General features: G+C 35.5%; 17 protein-coding genes and 1 other annotated feature. Of the genes, 7 read left to right on the forward strand and 10 right to left on the reverse strand.

The genetic code is table 11. From position 1 onward, the window contains the following. Positions 1-225 precede the first annotated feature (225 nt). The 3 genes from FEZ13_RS06070 to FEZ13_RS06080 all read left to right on the forward strand — a co-directional run bounded on the left by FEZ13_RS06070 (position 226) and on the right by FEZ13_RS06080 (position 3,309). The gene (locus FEZ13_RS06070; RefSeq protein WP_146551864.1) at positions 226-1,611 is read left to right on the forward strand and encodes an alkaline phosphatase; all 1,386 of its coding nucleotides are present in this window, start codon (positions 226-228) and stop codon (positions 1,609-1,611) included. Between the two features lie 123 nt (positions 1,612-1,734). Then, entirely contained in the window at positions 1,735-2,388 is a 654-nt protein-coding gene (locus FEZ13_RS06075) for a DUF4352 domain-containing protein (RefSeq protein WP_255473060.1), read from the forward strand. Positions 2,389-2,562: 174 nt separating this feature from the next. Then, the gene (locus tag FEZ13_RS06080) at positions 2,563-3,309 is read left to right on the forward strand and encodes a glucosaminidase domain-containing protein (RefSeq protein ID WP_222434399.1); all 747 of its coding nucleotides are present in this window, start codon (positions 2,563-2,565) and stop codon (positions 3,307-3,309) included. Positions 3,310-3,467: 158 nt separating this feature from the next. Here the strand turns inward: FEZ13_RS06080 and FEZ13_RS06085 are convergent, their stop codons facing one another. The 3 genes from FEZ13_RS06085 to FEZ13_RS06095 form a co-directional block, all read right to left on the reverse strand. Next, positions 3,468-4,166, reverse strand: coding sequence for an LrgB family protein (locus tag FEZ13_RS06085; protein ID WP_146551866.1), 699 nt, complete (start codon positions 4,164-4,166; stop codon positions 3,468-3,470). Continuing rightward, the gene (locus tag FEZ13_RS06090) at positions 4,163-4,534 is read right to left on the reverse strand and encodes a CidA/LrgA family protein (RefSeq protein ID WP_186725795.1); all 372 of its coding nucleotides are present in this window, start codon (positions 4,532-4,534) and stop codon (positions 4,163-4,165) included. The genes FEZ13_RS06085 and FEZ13_RS06090 overlap by 4 nt, the downstream gene beginning before the upstream one ends. A gap of 282 nt (positions 4,535-4,816) precedes the next feature. Beyond that, positions 4,817-5,701 (reverse strand): LysR family transcriptional regulator, encoded by an 885-nt coding sequence (locus FEZ13_RS06095; protein WP_146551867.1) that lies wholly within the window; start codon positions 5,699-5,701, stop codon positions 4,817-4,819. A 191-nt stretch (positions 5,702-5,892) separates the two neighbouring features. Here FEZ13_RS06095 and FEZ13_RS06100 point away from each other — a divergent pair, with 191 nt between their 5' ends. Then, positions 5,893-7,578 (forward strand): methyl-accepting chemotaxis protein, encoded by a 1,686-nt coding sequence (locus FEZ13_RS06100; protein ID WP_146551868.1) that lies wholly within the window; start codon positions 5,893-5,895, stop codon positions 7,576-7,578. A gap of 201 nt (positions 7,579-7,779) precedes the next feature. Here the strand turns inward: FEZ13_RS06100 and FEZ13_RS06105 are convergent, their stop codons facing one another. The 5 genes from FEZ13_RS06105 to FEZ13_RS06125 form a co-directional block, all read right to left on the reverse strand. Then, positions 7,780-9,231: an alanine/glycine:cation symporter family protein gene (locus FEZ13_RS06105; protein ID WP_146551869.1), complete on the reverse strand. Its 1,452-nt coding sequence runs from the start codon at positions 9,229-9,231 to the stop codon at positions 7,780-7,782. 607 nt (positions 9,232-9,838) lie between these two features. Further along, complete coding sequence (locus FEZ13_RS06110) at positions 9,839-11,404, reverse strand: 2-isopropylmalate synthase (protein WP_146551870.1); 1,566 nt, start codon at positions 11,402-11,404, stop codon at positions 9,839-9,841. A gap of 269 nt (positions 11,405-11,673) precedes the next feature. Then, complete coding sequence (gene tnpA / locus FEZ13_RS06115; protein ID WP_146551549.1) at positions 11,674-12,150, reverse strand: IS200/IS605 family transposase; 477 nt, start codon at positions 12,148-12,150, stop codon at positions 11,674-11,676. Between the two features lie 150 nt (positions 12,151-12,300). Continuing rightward, positions 12,301-12,536: a binding site (T-box leader), on the reverse strand. Positions 12,537-12,600: 64 nt separating this feature from the next. After that, entirely contained in the window at positions 12,601-13,380 is a 780-nt protein-coding gene (locus tag FEZ13_RS06120) for an ABC transporter ATP-binding protein (RefSeq protein ID WP_146549024.1), read from the reverse strand. Positions 13,381-13,428: 48 nt separating this feature from the next. Continuing rightward, entirely contained in the window at positions 13,429-14,052 is a 624-nt protein-coding gene (locus FEZ13_RS06125; RefSeq protein WP_146551871.1) for a LysE family translocator, read from the reverse strand. Between the two features lie 301 nt (positions 14,053-14,353). Here FEZ13_RS06125 and FEZ13_RS06130 point away from each other — a divergent pair, with 301 nt between their 5' ends. The 3 genes from FEZ13_RS06130 to FEZ13_RS20435 all read left to right on the forward strand — a co-directional run bounded on the left by FEZ13_RS06130 (position 14,354) and on the right by FEZ13_RS20435 (position 16,100). Further along, entirely contained in the window at positions 14,354-15,184 is an 831-nt protein-coding gene (locus tag FEZ13_RS06130) for a transporter substrate-binding domain-containing protein (protein WP_146551872.1), read from the forward strand. 78 nt (positions 15,185-15,262) lie between these two features. Continuing rightward, entirely contained in the window at positions 15,263-15,925 is a 663-nt protein-coding gene (locus tag FEZ13_RS06135) for an amino acid ABC transporter permease (RefSeq protein WP_146551873.1), read from the forward strand. A gap of 73 nt (positions 15,926-15,998) precedes the next feature. Beyond that, a complete protein-coding gene (locus FEZ13_RS20435; RefSeq protein WP_370467682.1) occupies positions 15,999-16,100 on the forward strand; it encodes an ATP-binding cassette domain-containing protein in 102 nt (33 codons plus the stop codon). Positions 16,101-16,329: 229 nt separating this feature from the next. On the opposite strand, the gene FEZ13_RS06145 is transcribed toward FEZ13_RS20435, so the two are convergent. Together FEZ13_RS06145 and FEZ13_RS06150 are read right to left on the reverse strand one after the other, a co-directional pair. Next, a complete protein-coding gene (locus FEZ13_RS06145) occupies positions 16,330-16,512 on the reverse strand; it encodes a hypothetical protein (RefSeq protein ID WP_146549028.1) in 183 nt (60 codons plus the stop codon). A 576-nt stretch (positions 16,513-17,088) separates the two neighbouring features. Further along, a complete protein-coding gene (locus FEZ13_RS06150) occupies positions 17,089-17,964 on the reverse strand; it encodes a TIGR03943 family putative permease subunit (RefSeq protein WP_146551874.1) in 876 nt (291 codons plus the stop codon). Between the last annotated feature and the right edge of the window lie 13 nt (positions 17,965-17,977).

Consider the following 17,977-nt stretch of genomic DNA (forward strand, 5'->3'; position numbering starts at 1 on the left):
ATCTGTGTTATCCATATACTCTCCTCATTCAAGGTGATTCCACCTATTAAATTTCTCGGGAAATATCCTGATGATGATTAGTTTTGCCATACTTTATCCCATCGTAATGCTCTTTATTCTTTTCTTTAAGACCTTTACATACCTTTATCACTCAATCAATATCAGCTTAATAGTTTTTCAATACAATATTATTGTAATTCATACTAATTAAAGGAGGCAATACCATTGAAAACATTCTTACCAAAGAAACTTATTTCGATTGCTGCAGTTTCTACACTTGCATTGAGTAGCCTAACTATTTTTTCATCAGAGGTTGATGCTAAAACTTTATCGAAGAAAAAACAAGTGAAAAACGTCATTTTCTTAATCGGTGATGGTATGGGGAATTCTTACACATCTGCATACCGCTATCTGAAAAACAGTTCAAGCACACAGTATGTCGACCAAACATCATTTGATCGCTATTTAGTCGGACAGCAAATGACTTATCCTGAAGATCCAGCCGAAAACGTTACAGATTCTGCTTCCGCAGCTACTGCTATGTCAGCTGGTGTCAAAACATACAACAATGCGATTGCAGTTGACAATAATAAGAAAAACGTGAAAACAGTCCTTGAGTCTGCAAAAGAAATGGGAAAAGCCACAGGATTAGTGGCAACTTCAGAAATCACGCATGCAACACCCGCAGCTTTTGGCTCTCATGATGAAACACGTAAGAATATGAATGGTATTGCGGATGATTATTTTGATGAACTCGTAAATGGAAAACATAAAATTGATGTGTTGCTCGGTGGCGGCAAAACTAACTTTGTTCGTCAAGATCGTGACCTGACAAAAGAATTCAAAAAAGCAGGATATAACTATGTAACAACAAAATCCCAACTAAAAAATAATAATAGTGCCCAATTACTCGGTCTGTTTGCTGATGGCGGAATGGACAAGATGATTGACCGTGGTTCTCAAACACCATCCCTTGCTTATATGACAAACACTGCACTCAAACAACTAAGCAAGGATAAGGATGGTTTTTTCTTAATGGTAGAAGGTAGCCAAATTGACTGGGCTGGTCATGATAATGATATTGTTAGTGCCATGAGTGAAATGGCAGACTTTGAAAAAGCATTTGAAGCTGCAATTGCATTTGCCAAAAAGGATAAAAATACTTTAGTAGTAGCGACAGCTGACCATTCAACCGGCGGTTTTTCATTAGCTGCAAATGATGATTATAACTGGTTCCCAGAAGCCATTAAAGCGGCTAAGAAAACACCTGATTATATGGCACAACAAATTGTTGCCGGTGCAGATGTAGAAGAAACATTAAAAAAATACAGCGGGTTAACTTTAACAGATGAAGAAATCAAATCTGTTAAAGATGTTACTTCTGGTAAAGTTACAGATATCGATAATGCCATTGAAAAAATATATGATAAACGTTCTAATACTGGTTGGACTACAGGCGGTCACACAGGTGAAGATGTAAACGTCTATGCTTATGGACCTGAATCCTCTCAATTTGCAGGACAAATTGATAATACAGATCAGGCAAAAATCATCTTCAATCTAATTGAGAAAAACAAAAAGAACAAAACAAAAATAAAAGATCAATCTTAATTCATTTGCTAAATTGGTTGTTAATGAGGCAATTTGCCTTGCTGATAGCATTCATTAACAACCATCTATTCTGGGCGTCTTCTATCGGCGTCCAGATTTTTTGCTATACGAGGAGGAACAATATTGAAAAAATCACTTTGCTCTTTATTTTTTAGTGCTTGTATTCTAGGATTCGTCTCAGGTTGTACATTTCAATCAGCTACTTCAAATAATTCACAAAATGAAGCGACAAACAACAAAGATTATTTCAAAAACTATCAAAGCAATCCTCAAGTAACAGATGATCGTACATTATTAAAAGCGGGCGACGAAATAACAGATGACCGAGGCTATGCAAAACTTAAAAATAGCAATTTTACACAAAAGAGCTATGATATTGGAGAAATCACTTTGACCATCCGAGATGTCAAACAAATTTATCTTGAGCCCACTTATAGTATGATCGATTATTTTCATACATTAACGCATGATGAAACATTTGATATCGTCAAAGCTTTTGTTGAAGTGACCAATAATAGCAATAAGACGCTTCACTTCTCTCCTGTTGCCATACTTACTGCAGATACCGGGCAAAAATGGACATGGGATCAAGATGTCTACCTTGATCATCTAACTGGGAAAATCGAACCTCATCAAACAAAGAGAGGCAATATTGGTTATATCCTTAAGCATAATAGCAACCCTGTAAAATTCGTCCTTCAAACCAGTGATGTCTTTGACAAGCAAGAACAAAAAATAGCAAATAGCCAAAAAATAACTCTAACATTTAAAAAATAATGGATAGATAAACCCTCCCCTAATCTAGCAATTGAAAGATAGGGGGTTTCTTTCTTACCTATCTCTTTTCAAAAGAAACTTTTTAACATTAACACCCGTCCTAAAAACATGGTAAACTATTTATATGAATATTGGAGAAGGGAGGAAGGTTTTCAAAATATAAACCGTCGATCGATGAAAAAAGCTTTGTTACTTACTCTATTTACAACTATCTTATTTGCAACTTCTGTTTTTATCATCATTCAGCAATTATCTGAAACGGTTTCAGAGCCATCTGAAAAATACATAGAAGATCAAAGTGTGGAAAGCTTTATCGGCTCCATTGGTGAAAATGCGCGCGAAATTGCAGATAAACACGATTTGTATGCTTCTGTGATGATTGCTCAAGCCATCTTAGAAAGCAATAATGGAACGAGCGAACTTGGCTCTCCACCTAATAATAACCTATTCGGCATTAAAGGTTCCTATAAAAGTCAATCGGTAGCTTTCCAAACATCAGAGGATAATGGTAGTGGTCAAATGCATCAAATCACTGCCAAATTCCGAAAATACCCTAATTATAAAGCTTCCTTAGAAGATTATGCTGAATTGCTTCAAAATGGTGTTTCTTGGAACACAAAATATTACCAAAAAACATTTAAAAGTAAAACAAAGTCTTATAAAGAAGCGACGAGATATTTAACAGGCACATATGCTACTGATACAAACTATCACCAAAAATTAAATGCATTGATTAAGCAATATCATTTAACGGAATACGATCAACCTAAAAAAGAACAAAAACATGTTGTCGTTAAAAGTGGTGAAACGCTTAACTCCCTATCCCATAAGTATGGCGTGGCTATTACATCAATCAAACAATGGAATCGATTGAATTCTAATGCCGTCGAAAATGGTCAAAAACTTTTAATCTATCAATAGAAAAATGAGATTGTTCCATAAGTTTCTTTTACGATAGAATCCTCAAAGCCCAAAAGTTTGAATGTTCATCTAGCGACATTCATGTTTTTGGGTATGTGAAGCTATTTAGCAGGATCCTTATTAGGAGCAATCTCATTTTTATGATTTCATAAAAACAGCTAACCGATTAAATAATGCTGAAGCAACGGGAAAAATGTATCGGATAATACAATACTAATCAACGCTGCAACAATCATCGCAAGGCTTGAATAAGTCCCTTCTAATTCCCCTATTTCAAAGGCTTTTGATGTACCACATCCATGAGCACCCATGCCAAGCAATAATCCCTTTGCTGCTGATGTGCGAATTCGAATATATCTTATGATAAGTGGACCAATAATACTTCCTGTTAAACCAGTCACAATCACGAACACAGCTGTCATTGTAGGCTCTCCACCGATGATTTCTGATATATCCATTGCAATTGGTGTTGTAATGGAGCGCGGTACTAGACTATTAATCATCTCATTGGATAAACCAATCCATAGTGCAAACAAAAACGAAGAAATAATGGCAACTGCACAACCAGTAATAAGACTCGCTCCTATTGCCTTTGCATGTTCTTTTAACAAAGCATAGTTTTTATATATTGGTACTGCAAATGCTACTGTTGCTGGTCCTAGTAGTTTGGATAACCAAGTGGCACCTGTATTATAGTCTTCATATGAAGTATGAGTGATCAACAATAATGCAATGATGATCAGTGGACAAATTAATAATGGCGATAAAATGATCCAATTCATCTTTCGATAAACTTTTTTACTTAATAGAAAAATAATAATCGTACCTATAAAGCTAACAAAACCGATGAAACTCATACTTTCTTCGCTCCTTTCTTTTGAACAAAATCCGCAACCAATCCTGTACAAGCCATCACAACAATTGTGCTCAATACAATTACTGTTACAAGCTTAATACCAATAATTCCAACGATTTGATCGTATTGCACAACGCCTACTGCAGAAGGTACGAAAAATAATAATAATTCACTCGTCAATAATCCTGCGCCTAGATTCACCCATTCGAGCTTCACAATATGAAATTGTAAAGCCAAAAATAATAGCACGAGTCCAATAATACTACCTGGAATCGGTAAATGACTTACTTTGGCAATGCCATCACCCAAGAGTAAAATTCCATATAAGAAAATAATTTGAACAATTATTTTTGCTATTTGTATCCTCATTCGTATCACACCCCTTTTATTGAATAGAAAAAACCGTCATCAAAAATCCCAGACGGTGATTTCTCACAGTGTTGCTTCTCTTTAATCTACACCGTGGATTAGTTGAACCAATCAGGCTTGTGCTAGCAGTTGCTCCCACTCTATCTTCCCGTTTTTGAGTGATGTGGAAGAGATACTGCCTGTTCATGCGAGATTGAAATATCGAGTACGACATTTTCAATACAATTACTTTACTCTATTGTTTAACATTCGTAAAATACATATTTTTTATATTTTGTATTCCTAAATGGAATAGTTTGGTGCGATATATTGAATAAATCTTTTCGTTGCATGCGATAAATATCGATCCTTTTTAATAATCATAACAATTTCCCATGGTATCGCTGGTTTCACAATTGGAATTGCTTTTACGGCATTAGGATTAACTTTTTCAGCAATTGCTTTTGGAAACATAGCAATTCCTAAGTTATGCTCTACCATCTGACTAATAAAATCCCATTGGGAACTTTCATAAGCAATATGTGGTATAAAACCGGCTTGTTCACATTCCTGCAATATTCGATCATGCAATGTAAAATCTTGACTAAAGAGCAACATCGGTTCATTTTTTAAATCTTTCATCATTACGGTTTCTTGGTTCGCTAGTGGATTGGAATGATTGACGATCAGCATCAACTGTTGCGAAGTATAAGGAATGACATGAAATTCTTCCATATCAGCCGGTAGCATGACAAAACCAACGTCCAACTCCCCCGCTCCTACCAAATCTTTAATGACATTTGCCCCTCGCTCATCAATCTCAATCGTGATCCCCGGATATTTTTCTTGAAATCCTTTGATCATTTTCGGAAAAAATAGAATACCTATCAATGGGGGCATACCTATTTTGATTTTACCTTTTTTTAAATGAGTAACATCTTCTAATACAATATCTAATTCATCAACCAAGTTTAATATTTTGATCGCCTGTTCATAGACCACTTCCCCAGCGTCCGTTAATTCACTTTTCCGCGCAGAACGATGAAATAATGTAATATCCAATTGCTTTTCTAAAGATTTGACAACTTTACTGAGTGTGGGCTGAGTGATATGTAAAGCATCTGCTGCCTTTGAAAAACTTTTACTTTTAGCAACCGCGACAAAATATTTTAATTCTCTTATTTCCATAATAGGCCTCCTTACATTTGTTTGATATGCATTTTCTAGTTAAATATATAGGCTTTTTAAACCACTAATGACAAAATTATCACCTTTTGCGTAAGTTTTTGTTTTATTAAAATAGAAAATAAGCTATCATAGATAGGTGTAAAGTTTCATTCACCAAAAAATATATATTATTTTTGAAAGAGAGGTTTTCGTTGAAACTGGGTAAAAAGTTACTTTTATCGTATAGTGTGTTTGTTTTAATGATCGTCGGAACTTCTGTTATTAATATGTTTAACGCCAAAAATTCTGCAAAGGCCATCGACGAGCTTATCGATAGCCGTGTTGCCCAATTAGAAATGGTAAAAGATACACAATATGCAATGGCTCTACAAGGCTCTTACTTACGCGGGTATATCTTACAAAATCAGGAAATGGCGCTCGATGATATGAAAAAACAACAACGATCATTAGATCAATCGTTAGCAAAATTAGATAAAATGGTTGAATCCACGACTATGAAAAAACTTGTCCAAGATTCCATTAACGAAAAGGGAAATTTTGATCAGTACGCACAAGCAACAGTTGAAGCTTATCAAAATAAGGATACCAATAAGGCTGTACAGATAATGAACGATAAAGTGCAACCTACTAATGATAAAATTTTAACAAATGCAGAGGCTATGTTAAAGTACCAAAAAACACAATTAGCTGATATTAAAAAGGCAACAAAAGATAGTGCTTCAAAAGCTTTTAGTAGTGTTATCTGGAGCTTAATCATTGATCTCGTGATTGCTTGTCTAGTAAGCCTCATTGTTGTGAAGAAAATAACGACACCCGTACAGCAATTATTAACTGCTATGACACGTGTGGCAGATGGTGATTTAACAGGAAAGCTAATTAAATTAAAAACAAAAGATGAAATGGCAGATTTGGCAAATGCTTTCAACAAAATGAAGGATCACCTACATGGACTACTCTATAAAACAAAAGAGAATTCACTACAATTGAGTACGACAGCTTCTGGGTTATCTGCAAGTACAACAGAAATTTTAACAACCACTGAAAATGTATCCAATTTAGTAGAAATGACTGCTCAAAACACGCAACTTTCCTCACATGCTGCTAAAGAAAGCGCAGTTGCGATGGATGAAACGGCTGTTGGCGTTCAAAAAATTGCAGAGTCTACTCAGAACTTGCACAATAATGCAATGACTACATTAAACCACTCGGATGAAGGTCAACAAAAATTAGCACAAGCGAAAGAACAAATGCAAGAAATTTTCGATGCTACAGTCCAAGTGACCGATTTAACAAGACAATTAGGAGATCAAACAAAAGAAATTGAAAAAATTACACAAGTGATTACAGAAATCACCGAACAAACAAATTTATTAGCATTGAATGCGGCAATTGAAGCAGCACGTGCTGGTGAACATGGTAAAGGCTTTGCAGTCGTAGCAGAGGAAGTACGAAAACTTGCTGAAGAATCCAAAGCATCAGCCGTGCAAATCGCGAACTTAATCGCTACGATTCAACGAGATACCCAAAATGTCGAGGATGGCGTAAATCACGGGTTGGACACCGTAAAAGAAGGTGTAACAGTGATCAATCAAGCCAATGTATCCTTTGGCTCAATCACTGAATCTGTTCGTTCTATGACTTCGCAAATAGAAGAAATCTCCGCTGCTTCTGAACAAATTTCAGCAAGTGCTGAGGAAGTAGCTGCTTCGGTTACAGAAATCGCTAACCAAGCCGGCAGTGCTTCAGAACAAATCGAAACCGTTTCTACATCCATTCACAAGCAAACTATATCTATGCAAGAAATCGATCATATTGTACAAGAATTAGATGATCGTTCTGAATCGTTGAAAGAAGATATCCAGAAATTTAAAATCTAACAAGATATCTTTTTAAAGATTGATAGAAGTGCAAAAAGCGCACCGTTCAGTAATCTGAATCGTTGCGCTTTTTTTCAATTAGCAAAAAGTAGTCTAGAATCAATTGTATACTCCAGTATAATACTAGAATTTAATCACAGCCCCAACTACATAAATTACCTTTTAAAACTTTTCAATTTTTAATATATACATGCCAATCATCTACTTTTCTTCATCAATACGTTTTTCCCAATAATCCGCATTTTTGATTCCTAATTTACGAGGATCAAAGACAGGGTCTATGCCTTGTTTTTTCTGCGCTTCATAGTCTTTCAAAGCAACTAAAGCTGGTTTTAATAGGAACAATAAACTAATAACGTTGACATACACCATTAATCCAAGACCAGTATCTCCAAGTGCCCATGCTGTTGTGGCAGTTTTCACTGATCCAAAGTATAACAATATTAAAAACACCACTTGCATGATTCGGATTGAAACTTTTAGCTTCGGCCCATCTAGCATAAATGCTAAGTTTGTTTCTGCAATATAGTAATATGCCATAATCGTTGTAAAGGCAAAGAATAATAATGCAATTGCGATAAAACCTGAGCCGAAGCCTGCAAGAGGAAAGGCTTGCTCAATTGCCGCTTGTGTATAAGCTTCACCTGGTTGTACACCTGGAATATTTTGCACTAAATATTTTCCTGTGCTTTCATCTTGAACGTTATATGCCCCAGTAAACAAGATGATAAATGCTGTTGCTGTACATACTAGGAATGTATCAAAGTAAATTGAGAAAGCTTGGACGAATCCTTGTTTAACTGGATGTGATACTTCAGCTGCTGCTGCATGGTGTGGGCCTGTACCTTGTCCAGCTTCATTGGCATAGATACCACGTTTTACCCCCCAAGCAATCGCTGCACCTAAAATTCCACCAAACATTTTATCTTGACCGAACGCACTTGAGAAAATTAAACCAAATACGTTAGGAATCTTATCAAAATTTAGAATAATGATTAAAATAGCCATGAGAATATACGCGCCTGCCATGAAAGGAACAACAATTGAGGCAACTGCGGCAATACGTCTAACCCCTCCAAAAATGATGATCCCTATTAACACGACTAAAAATACGCCTGTTATCCATGCCGGTAGATGGAAAGCATTATTCATCGCACCTGCAATTGAATTTGATTGAACAGAAGGCATTAATGCAGCCATCGCAATTACTGCTACAATGGCAAAAATCGTACCGATCCATTTCTTTTGCGTAAATTTATAAAGATAATAAGCTGGACCACCACGGTAGATACCGTTTTTCTCATCTTTATAAATTTGAGCAAGTGTTGATTCAACATAAGAAGTTGCAGTACCAATAAATCCTAACACCCACATCCAGAAGATTGAACCTGGACCACCATAAGCTATTGCGGTTGCGGTACCAGCGATATTCCCTACCCCTATACGACCTGCTAAAGCCATTGACAATGCTTCAAAAGAAGATACACCTGAAGATGATTTTTCTCCTTTTGTCAATTGTACGAACATGTCTTTAAAAAATCGCACCTGCATAAATTTTGTACTAAATGTGAAAATCAAACCGACTACTAAAATCCCGTATATCAGCACAGGACTCCATAGCCACCCATTAATTTTTGTTATCATTTCCTCCACAAATCTTCACCCCATTATTTGTAATATAAAAACAATTATATTCTGAGGATTTCAAAGATTCAATATGTTTTTGTAGAAAAATGTTTTTTTATTGATAAAAATAGAAATAATTGTTGGAAATATCTATCATAATAGCGATTTAAAAACATATATAGAACAATCTTTGTCTTTATTATAATTTCACTTACTTAATATTTTATGTTTTTCTGTTATTTTCGGTTTTTGTAGACTATTGACAACAACAAGCATACTTCTACTCGTCACCTTTTTCTATAAATTTTGAGTACTCCTCTTTCATATTATTTCTTTTATAAAATAGAGTGTGTTATATAAAAAAACGTTTGTTCATTTTTCAAGATGAAAAAGACCAGATTGAAATGCTCTGGTCTTTTTATCATACAATCAATTCAATTACTGTTCAAAGCTTTTTACAACATACTCTTAATATTGTCTAAGTCTTTGACAGCATATTTTATGGGAATTGGCTTCCGTCTTTCGGGAACTTTAAACTGAATCGATTATTCTTCATATCAATTTGCTTTCAAACATTTCTCCTCTAGCTCTAGCATTTCTTCATGAATCGCCTCGAGGTAAAATGTTGAATTGCTTATACCGGAAGAAGGGTTTCAACAATAATACTGTTAACAGCATTCAAATACGCAAGGGCACTTGCTTTGATCACATCTGTGTCAGTTGCTTTTGCGATATATTTTTCCCCATTATATTCTACTTGCAGTTTTACTTTACCAAGCGCTTCCTTCCCTCTTGACACACTTGAAATTTTATATTCCAAAAGTTTAATATCCATGTCAATGATTTCTTTCATGGCTGAGTAAAGAGCATCAATAGGACCAGTTCCTACAGTACTTGCACTGAATACTTCCTCGCCTTTTTTTACTTTAATACTTGCAGAAGGGAATGTTGTATTACTAATTACTTGTAAATCAACTAGTTCATAGAAATCACCACTATGTCGTTCAATTTTTTCAGCCATATGATGACGAACGAAATATTTCTCTACAAGGATATATAAATCATGGTTGTAAACTTCTTTTTTGGCATCTGCAAGCGTTAAAAAGTCTGCAAAGATTTCTTCAAATTGTTCATCTGTAATGGTACCAATTGATAGTTTTTCTAATGCGTTTTTCACTGCATGGCGGCCAGAACGTGCTGTTAATACAAGTTCCATGTCATCTAGACCAATGTCTTCTGGATGAATGATTTCATAAGCATCACGTGATTTTAGTAGTCCATCTTGATGAATTCCTGAAGAGTGAGCAAATGCATTTTCACCTGTGATGGCTTTATTTACTTGCACATCTAATCCCATTAGGCTGCTGACAAGTTTGGATGTTGCAATAATTTCTTTGGTGTTTATTTTAGTGGCAACATCACCAAAGTAATTGCTACGTGTACGTAATGCCATCACCACTTCTTCAAGGGAAGCATTACCAGCACGTTCGCCAATACCATTAATCGTACATTCTACCTTATCCGCACCGTTTTTGATGGCTGCTAATGTGTTGGCAGTTGCCATACCAAGATCATTATGACAATGAACACTTAGCAATACTTGATCATTGAGGTTTTTAATACGATCGTTTAGTTTATAAATCATTTCGCCAAATTCTTCTGGAACAGCATAACCTACTGTGTCAGGTACATTGATCATCGTTGCACCTGCCTTAATGACGGCTTCGATCGTTTTCCATAAATATTCAAAGTCAGAACGTGATGCATCTTCTGTAGAATATTGAACTTGTGGTAATAATGTTTTGGCATATTTGACAGCTTCAATACCAATGTCTAATATTTGATCTTTTGATTTACCAAATTTCTTTTCTACATGGATATCTGACGTGCCTAATACCATATGAATCATAGGATTTTCTGCATACTTCACACTATTATATACCGCATCGATGTCAGCTTTAACGGCGCGTGCAAGTGCTGTAATCATGATATCATCTGTATTACCAACTTTTGTTGCTACTTCCTTAACAGCATTGAAATCGCCTGTAGATGAGGCTGGGAAACCTGCCTCGATAATGTCAACTTGTAATTTTTTTAGTTGCTTTGCCACTTCTAATTTTTCATAAATATTCAATTTCGCACCCGGCACTTGTTCACCATCACGTAAAGTCGTATCAAAAACCCAAATTTTTCTTGTCATATTCAACACTCCTCTTTTTAATCAATTACGCCAAACCAATCGGACTTTTACGGGCAGTTCATCCCCCATCTATCTTTGTCGTTTCTCTCTATATCTTGAGATGGGGGTCTTACTGCCCGTTAAAGCGTGATAAAGTAAATCAGAGCCACCAGTATAACTGGTGGTTTGCTCTGCGCGTGAAACGCTGGGGTACTGGCCCATGTCTAAAGACATACTGAAAGGTCCGCCAACCGCACTCCGTTCTCACACTACCACTAAAGTGGTTCTATTTATTTCCTCTTTTTAGGTTTTACTTCCTCACCTGTGAAAGGATCAATGAATTCTTTCATCGTCATTTGATCCTCCAAAATATCTTCCTGCAATTGATTTTTTATATACTCTTGTATCACTTTTCTGTTCCGGCCTACTGTATCTACATAGAATCCACGACACCAAAACTTCCGATTTCCATATTTATATTTTAAGTTTGCATGTCGGTCGAAAATCATTAAACTACTTTTTCCTTTTAAATAGCCCATAAAGGATGAAACACTTAATTTCGGTGGAATACTTACCAGCATATGAATATGATCAGGGCAAGCCTCTGCTTCTATTATTTCAACGCCTTTTCTTTCACATAATTGGCGTAATATTTTTCCTACATCTGCTCTTATCTTTCCGTATATAATTTGTCTTCTATATTTTGGTGCAAAAACAATGTGATACTTACAATTCCATGTTGTATGTGCTAAACTTTTATTATCCATTTGGATCCCCTTTCGTACAGAGTCGGTTGGCTAGACCTAACTCCATTGTACGACCGGGGTTTTTTTTCTGTCCATAGCTAAAAGCTTTTTAGAACCCCTCGCATAGCAAGGGGTTTTCAATTCTACAAAAATCTCGCCTCTATAGAAACCTATAGAGACGAGATCATTCGCGGTACCACTCTAATTGAGCAATCTAAAAATTGCTCCACTCATTCGATAGCAAACACTATCTATCCTTATAACGGTAGGAATCCGAACTCCGTTACTTATAGGTTCACGGAGTAGCTCATGGACGAGTTCAAAAGTATATAACGACCGGTTCGCACCACCCACCGGCTCTCTTTGCGCTTATAAAACTTTTTACTATTTCCAATCTTGGCTTTGTTTTATCTGATTGATAGGATTGTAACGCACAATGTGAGCAACTGTCAACAGAATTTTTAGAAAATTTTATGATTTCAAAACTAAAAGCGGTCTCTCATTCCGCCATATACATTCAACAGGGGTTTCAAAGAATGCACTCAAATTTTTACTTGTGAGCATCTCTTTTGTTTGACCTTTCGCAAACACTTCTCCTTTTTTTAATAACAATGCATGTTTGAATTCGGGCAAAATTTCTTCTACATGGTGGGTTACATAAATAATAGTTGGACCACCCTCCATTTTTGCGATCTTCGCAATCGTTTTAAGAAGAGCCTCCCTTGCAATAAAATCAAAACCTGTGGCTGGCTCATCCAAGATTAACAACTCTGGATCTCCCATTAATGCACGTCCAAGTAAAATACGCTGTTTTTCACCTTGTGACAATGTTTCATACTCTCGATCTGCATATTCAATGGCACCCAATTGACGTAATAAATGAATCGCTTTTTCTCTTATCTCAGAAGTTGGCTTTTCGTATAAACCGATGGATGCATAGGCTCCACTTAAAACAATTTCAAATGCGCTATCTAAAGGGTTCAGCTTTGCTTGAAATCCTGCTGAAACAATACCTATTTTACGTCGTAATTGATCGCCTAGAATCGATTTTCCAAAAGTTTTTCCAACAACCTCAACTTGACCGCTTGTTGGAAAATAATAAGCGCAAAGCATATTTAACAATGCTGTTTTCCCTGCACCATTTAATCCATATAATACCCAATGTTCCCCCTTTTCAATCTCCCAATCTATATGTTGTAATATCCATTTTTCCTCTCTTCTTAACGAAACATCTTGTAAATGTAAAACCATTAAAACATCTTCTTTCCCTCATTTTCATTAATATATTAAAATAATATATCAATGTCTTTCTAAAGCTAATTTAATACCAAATCCTACTAATACAGAACCTGTAACGCCCTCAATCGCCATTTGGGTCCGTCTCTTCATCATAAAGCTTCGAATAGCGTTCAAAAGAAGAATATAAAGAACGAACCAAATAGCTGTTAATGCAATATACGTTATGCCCATCCATACAAACGGTAAAAATGAATCATGAGCATCAACGAATTGGGGAAGAAAAGTTAAAAAGAAAACAGCTACTTTTGGATTTAGCAAATTAGTTAAAAATCCTTGCTTGAAACACGGACGATCATTAGACTTTCTTTCCTTTTCTTGAAGCAATGCATCCTCTATCTTTTGATTTCTCATGGAAATAAATGATTTGACCCCCAAATAAACTAAATAAGCGCCACCTGCGTATTTAAAAATAGAAAATATAAACGCAGATTTTGTAATAATTGCTGATAATCCAACAACCGCAGCAAACGTGTGTATGAGCAATGCACAACATGTTCCCAGTACGGTCTTTAATCCACCCTTTTTCCCCAATGTCAGCGTATTTTTGGTTGCGATAGCAGTATCAGGACCAGGCAGAAGAATAAGAAGAATGCACATTGTCACAAACAGCCAATACTGATGCATCTTATCACCTCTTTCTTTCAATACTTAGATTTTATCAGAAAATTTTAAAATAAATATCCTTTTATTTTATTTATTTTTCAAAAATTATATTGATATATTTAATTTAGAAAATCTAACAGAAATCAGATGATATCGATCTCATATTTATATCAATACTTATTGTTTTATATTCATACAATTCTGAATATATAGGAATATAAAATTATTATCATTTATGGTTTAGAAGATTGTATTCATCTTATTTTCAAAGGAGACAGATGATATACATTCTATTAAATAAGTAGCACAAGGGGGTTTTTATATGAAAAAAATACTTTTAGCTTTTCTAGTCATTCTATCTGTCTTCCTATCTGCATGCGAAGAAACTGGAAGTGTCGATTCTGATAATGGCACATCTACCATTGAAAAGATTAAGAAAAGTAAAAAAATCGTGATCGGTACGGCTCCTGGGTATGCACCTTTTGAGATGACTGATTTGAAAGGAAAATATGTTGGTTACGATATCGATACGGCAAAAGCAATTGGAAAAGCGCTTGATGCAAAAGTTGAATTTAAAGAATACTCTTTTGATGGTTTAATCGCTGCTCTTCAAGTTGGAGAAATTGATATGATTATTTCTGGGATGACAATAACCGGTCCACGCGCTTTATCTGTCAGTTTTGCCAATCCATACTTTAAAACAAAACAGGTAGCACTCGTGCCGAATACAGATACAACGACTAAAGTATGGACCGACTTAGACAAAAAAGGAAAGAAGATTGCTACAGTCGTAGGGACAACTGGACAACTTATTACCAAAAATACATTTAAGAATGCCGAAATTAAAGATTATAAAGAAATGGCCGCTGCTGCACTAGCTATGATCTCTGGCCAAATAGATGGGGTCATTTATGATGAATCTTCCGTTCGTATTTGGAATAAACAAAATGGTAAATCTAGAGTCATTGACAATCAAATTTCAGCTGAGAATTTAGGGATTGCTGTAAAACATAATGATTTAAAAACGATTCAATGGCTGAATTCATTCTTATATAGCTATATTGACGGTCCAGAGGAATTAAAATCTAGAAATTATTGGTTTGAAAATGATGAATGGTACGACAATATTAATAATAAAGTGGAAGCCGAATAACACAAACACGGAAGAAAGTATAAATACCATTCTTACTTTCTTCCTTTTTCTATTTTTCCAAAAAGGGGGTACAACTTTATGATTTATCAACCAGACTGGAGTATTATCACAAATAATTTAGGTATATTTTGTGAGGGTTTGCTGTTAACTCTTCGAATTTCAGCACTTTCTTTACTTTTGGCAATCCCAATCGGCATCATTGTTGGTATAGGCCGCATTTCTAAAAATCGCTTCGTCAATTTTGTTGCCTCTGCCTACGTAGAGATTATGCGAGGTATACCACTAATTGTTATTCTTATTTGGATATATTTCGTATTGGGCCAGTTTTTAAAATTAGGTTCTTTTTGGGGGTCTATCGTCTCTTTAGCCATTTTCTCGGGTGCATTTATAGCTGAAATCGTTAGAGGCGGTATTCAATCTATTCCTAAAGGACAAATGGAAGCTGCGAGGTCGTCAGGTATGACGCATTTTCAGGCTATGAAATTTATTATACTTCCACAAGCCTTTCGAAAAACACTTCCCCCTATGGCATCACAATTTATTCTATTAATAAAGGATTCTTCCCTTGTATCCACGATCTCAGCAGTTGATTTAACATTAAAAGCGACTAACTTAGCAGCCATATCGTATCGTTATATTGAAATATGGTCATTTGTAGCAGTCGTCTATTTTGCTGTAACGTTTACATTATCATTGATCATTCGACAATTTGAGAAAAGGCTATTAAAAAATGAATTCTAGAGGGGACGAATCCTATTATGATAACCATTAGAAATGTTTCGAAAAGCTCGGAAAAAGTAAGATTTTACAAGATATTAATCTAACTATTAACAAATCGAACGTAATCGCTTTAATCGGTCCTAGCAGTGCAGGGAAATCCACACTGATGGAAGCTTCACTTTATCAAAAGTTTTGATTTTGAACCATTAGACTTTTATTGCTTGAAGTCTAATCCATCTATCCTCATGAACTAGAAACAAGGACGAGTGCCAGTATTCATTCTTTCGATCAACACGCCTGATGAAAGAAAATAGCTATCAAAACTTAGGAATAGCAAAACGCACGAATACTAGTCACTCAGTATCCGTGCGTTTTGATTGTTACTTTTTTGATTTTCAAAGAGACTAATGGACAAACTTTATAAATTAACCAGCCAATTCATGTTTGACAACTTCGTATGCTTGACAAATAGATTCTATTCTTTCGGCAGTTTCATACTGAATCAGGTCATGTGCAATTTGATAAAGGTCTGCATTATCGTGTTCAGCAAGGTTCCTAAGAATTTCTGCTTCAATCTTGCTTACGTAAAATTCTATTCGACTGTCCATGTTCACACTCTCCCTTAATCATTATTTATATAAAATCTTGTTGTTTCTCATTTCTTATGTACCTTTATATTACAACGTCAGACATCACATAGCTAGTCTTTTGTTCTATTTTCCTTCCTAATTGTGTCAGACATTTGACATTCATACTATTTTGCTGTATGTGATCGTTTACATTGTATATACACTAAATTTTCTGAATCATTGTACTTGCATACAAGAATGTATGTTCTTATAATTAGACGAAGATAGGCGATTCTAAATCGGCTTAAAAATTCAAAAGTTCCGCTCTCCTTCTGGTGATCAAAAAGCTCAGCATATCGTTAAAACATGGTCATGAGGTAAACTGAAACTCCATCAGTGGGAATTTTCTTCATCCCCCACTGAAATAGAGGAACTCAGGTTAAGAACACCACATCCTGTTGACCTGAACCAATCAGACTTTTACGGGCAGTTAATCCCCTATCTATCTTTCTCGTTTCTCTCTATATCTTGAGATGGGGCTCTTACCGCCCGTTAAAGCGGGATAAAATAAAACAACGGTTGCCCAGTAGAACAACCGTTTTAGAAATTCCATTATTATTTTTTAGCTTTAACATTAGGATTATCATAACCTCTAAACGTATAAGGTTCATCAGGTTTTTCAGTATTCTCTATCTTCGTCACTTTTAAATATGGAATATTGGATTTGAATGGTTGATAGTAAATGGTAGAAAGCTTCCCTTCTACATTTACCCACTGATCATTTTTAAATGATTGACCCTTAGGTAATTGCACAAGCATGCCATAAACGCCGGCATCTGCAACACAGTGGATTACACCAAAACGCAACACAAATACCTGATTCTTCCCCAATTCGTCTTTCTCGCCATGATAGATGAAACCTTTATAGGAAACTGTTTTCCCCATAAATTCGCCAGAAAAATTATATAAAGTTTCCATACCCATTAAAAAGTTATCATCATTCAAGGCAACGGGGTCCATTTTAGAAAACTCATCTAATTCCTGTTGCATTAAATCTAAATAACCATCTTTTCCAAAGAAGACACTTGTATCAGGTTTTAAATATTGAGGCTTGATAAATTGATCCCCTTTTTGAAGAGTGTTCAAAGATTGGAATGAAAATCCCTTTGATTTGACAACTGTTGAATCAAGCGTTGCAATTGGCAAGCATAATCCTGTTACTAAAGGAAAGACGAAAATAGCATAAAACAGAATTCTCCTATACCAAGGTTTGTCGTTTTCATGCTCATGATCATGACCGCAATCACATTCAATTTCAGTGTTTCCCTTAGCCATATTCACGATCTGCACAATTGTCAAGACAGCAAACAATATAATGCCTAAAATATTGATATATTGATATTTCATATTAATGTATTTCGCATTATCGCCTGAAGCATAGAGGTAATAAAAGAAATACGTGAATCCCATTAAGATCAAGGCTCGGATCATCGTTATCCCCCTC

This window comes from Rummeliibacillus sp. SL167 (genome assembly GCF_007896505.1).
GTDB lineage: Bacteria > Bacillota > Bacilli > Bacillales_A > Planococcaceae > Rummeliibacillus > Rummeliibacillus suwonensis.

What these genes read in the sequence shown, in the direction of transcription:
- FEZ13_RS06080 (WP_222434399.1), top strand. Translation starts at nt 2,563, where the DNA reads ATGAAAAAAGCTTTGTTACTTACTCTATTTACAACTATCTTATTTGCA.
- FEZ13_RS06085 (WP_146551866.1), bottom strand. Translation starts at nt 4,166, where the DNA reads ATGAGTTTCATCGGTTTTGTTAGCTTTATAGGTACGATTATTATTTTT.
- FEZ13_RS06090 (WP_186725795.1), bottom strand. Translation starts at nt 4,534, where the DNA reads ATGAGGATACAAATAGCAAAAATAATTGTTCAAATTATTTTCTTATAT.
- FEZ13_RS06095 (WP_146551867.1), bottom strand. Translation starts at nt 5,701, where the DNA reads ATGGAAATAAGAGAATTAAAATATTTTGTCGCGGTTGCTAAAAGTAAA.
- FEZ13_RS06110 (WP_146551870.1), bottom strand. Translation starts at nt 11,404, where the DNA reads ATGACAAGAAAAATTTGGGTTTTTGATACGACTTTACGTGATGGTGAA.
- tnpA (WP_146551549.1), bottom strand. Translation starts at nt 12,150, where the DNA reads ATGGATAATAAAAGTTTAGCACATACAACATGGAATTGTAAGTATCAC.
- FEZ13_RS06120 (WP_146549024.1), bottom strand. Translation starts at nt 13,380, where the DNA reads ATGGTTTTACATTTACAAGATGTTTCGTTAAGAAGAGAGGAAAAATGG.
- FEZ13_RS06125 (WP_146551871.1), bottom strand. Translation starts at nt 14,052, where the DNA reads ATGCATCAGTATTGGCTGTTTGTGACAATGTGCATTCTTCTTATTCTT.
- FEZ13_RS06130 (WP_146551872.1), top strand. Translation starts at nt 14,354, where the DNA reads ATGAAAAAAATACTTTTAGCTTTTCTAGTCATTCTATCTGTCTTCCTA.
- FEZ13_RS06135 (WP_146551873.1), top strand. Translation starts at nt 15,263, where the DNA reads ATGATTTATCAACCAGACTGGAGTATTATCACAAATAATTTAGGTATA.
- FEZ13_RS06145 (WP_146549028.1), bottom strand. Translation starts at nt 16,512, where the DNA reads ATGGACAGTCGAATAGAATTTTACGTAAGCAAGATTGAAGCAGAAATT.
- FEZ13_RS06150 (WP_146551874.1), bottom strand. Translation starts at nt 17,964, where the DNA reads ATGATCCGAGCCTTGATCTTAATGGGATTCACGTATTTCTTTTATTAC.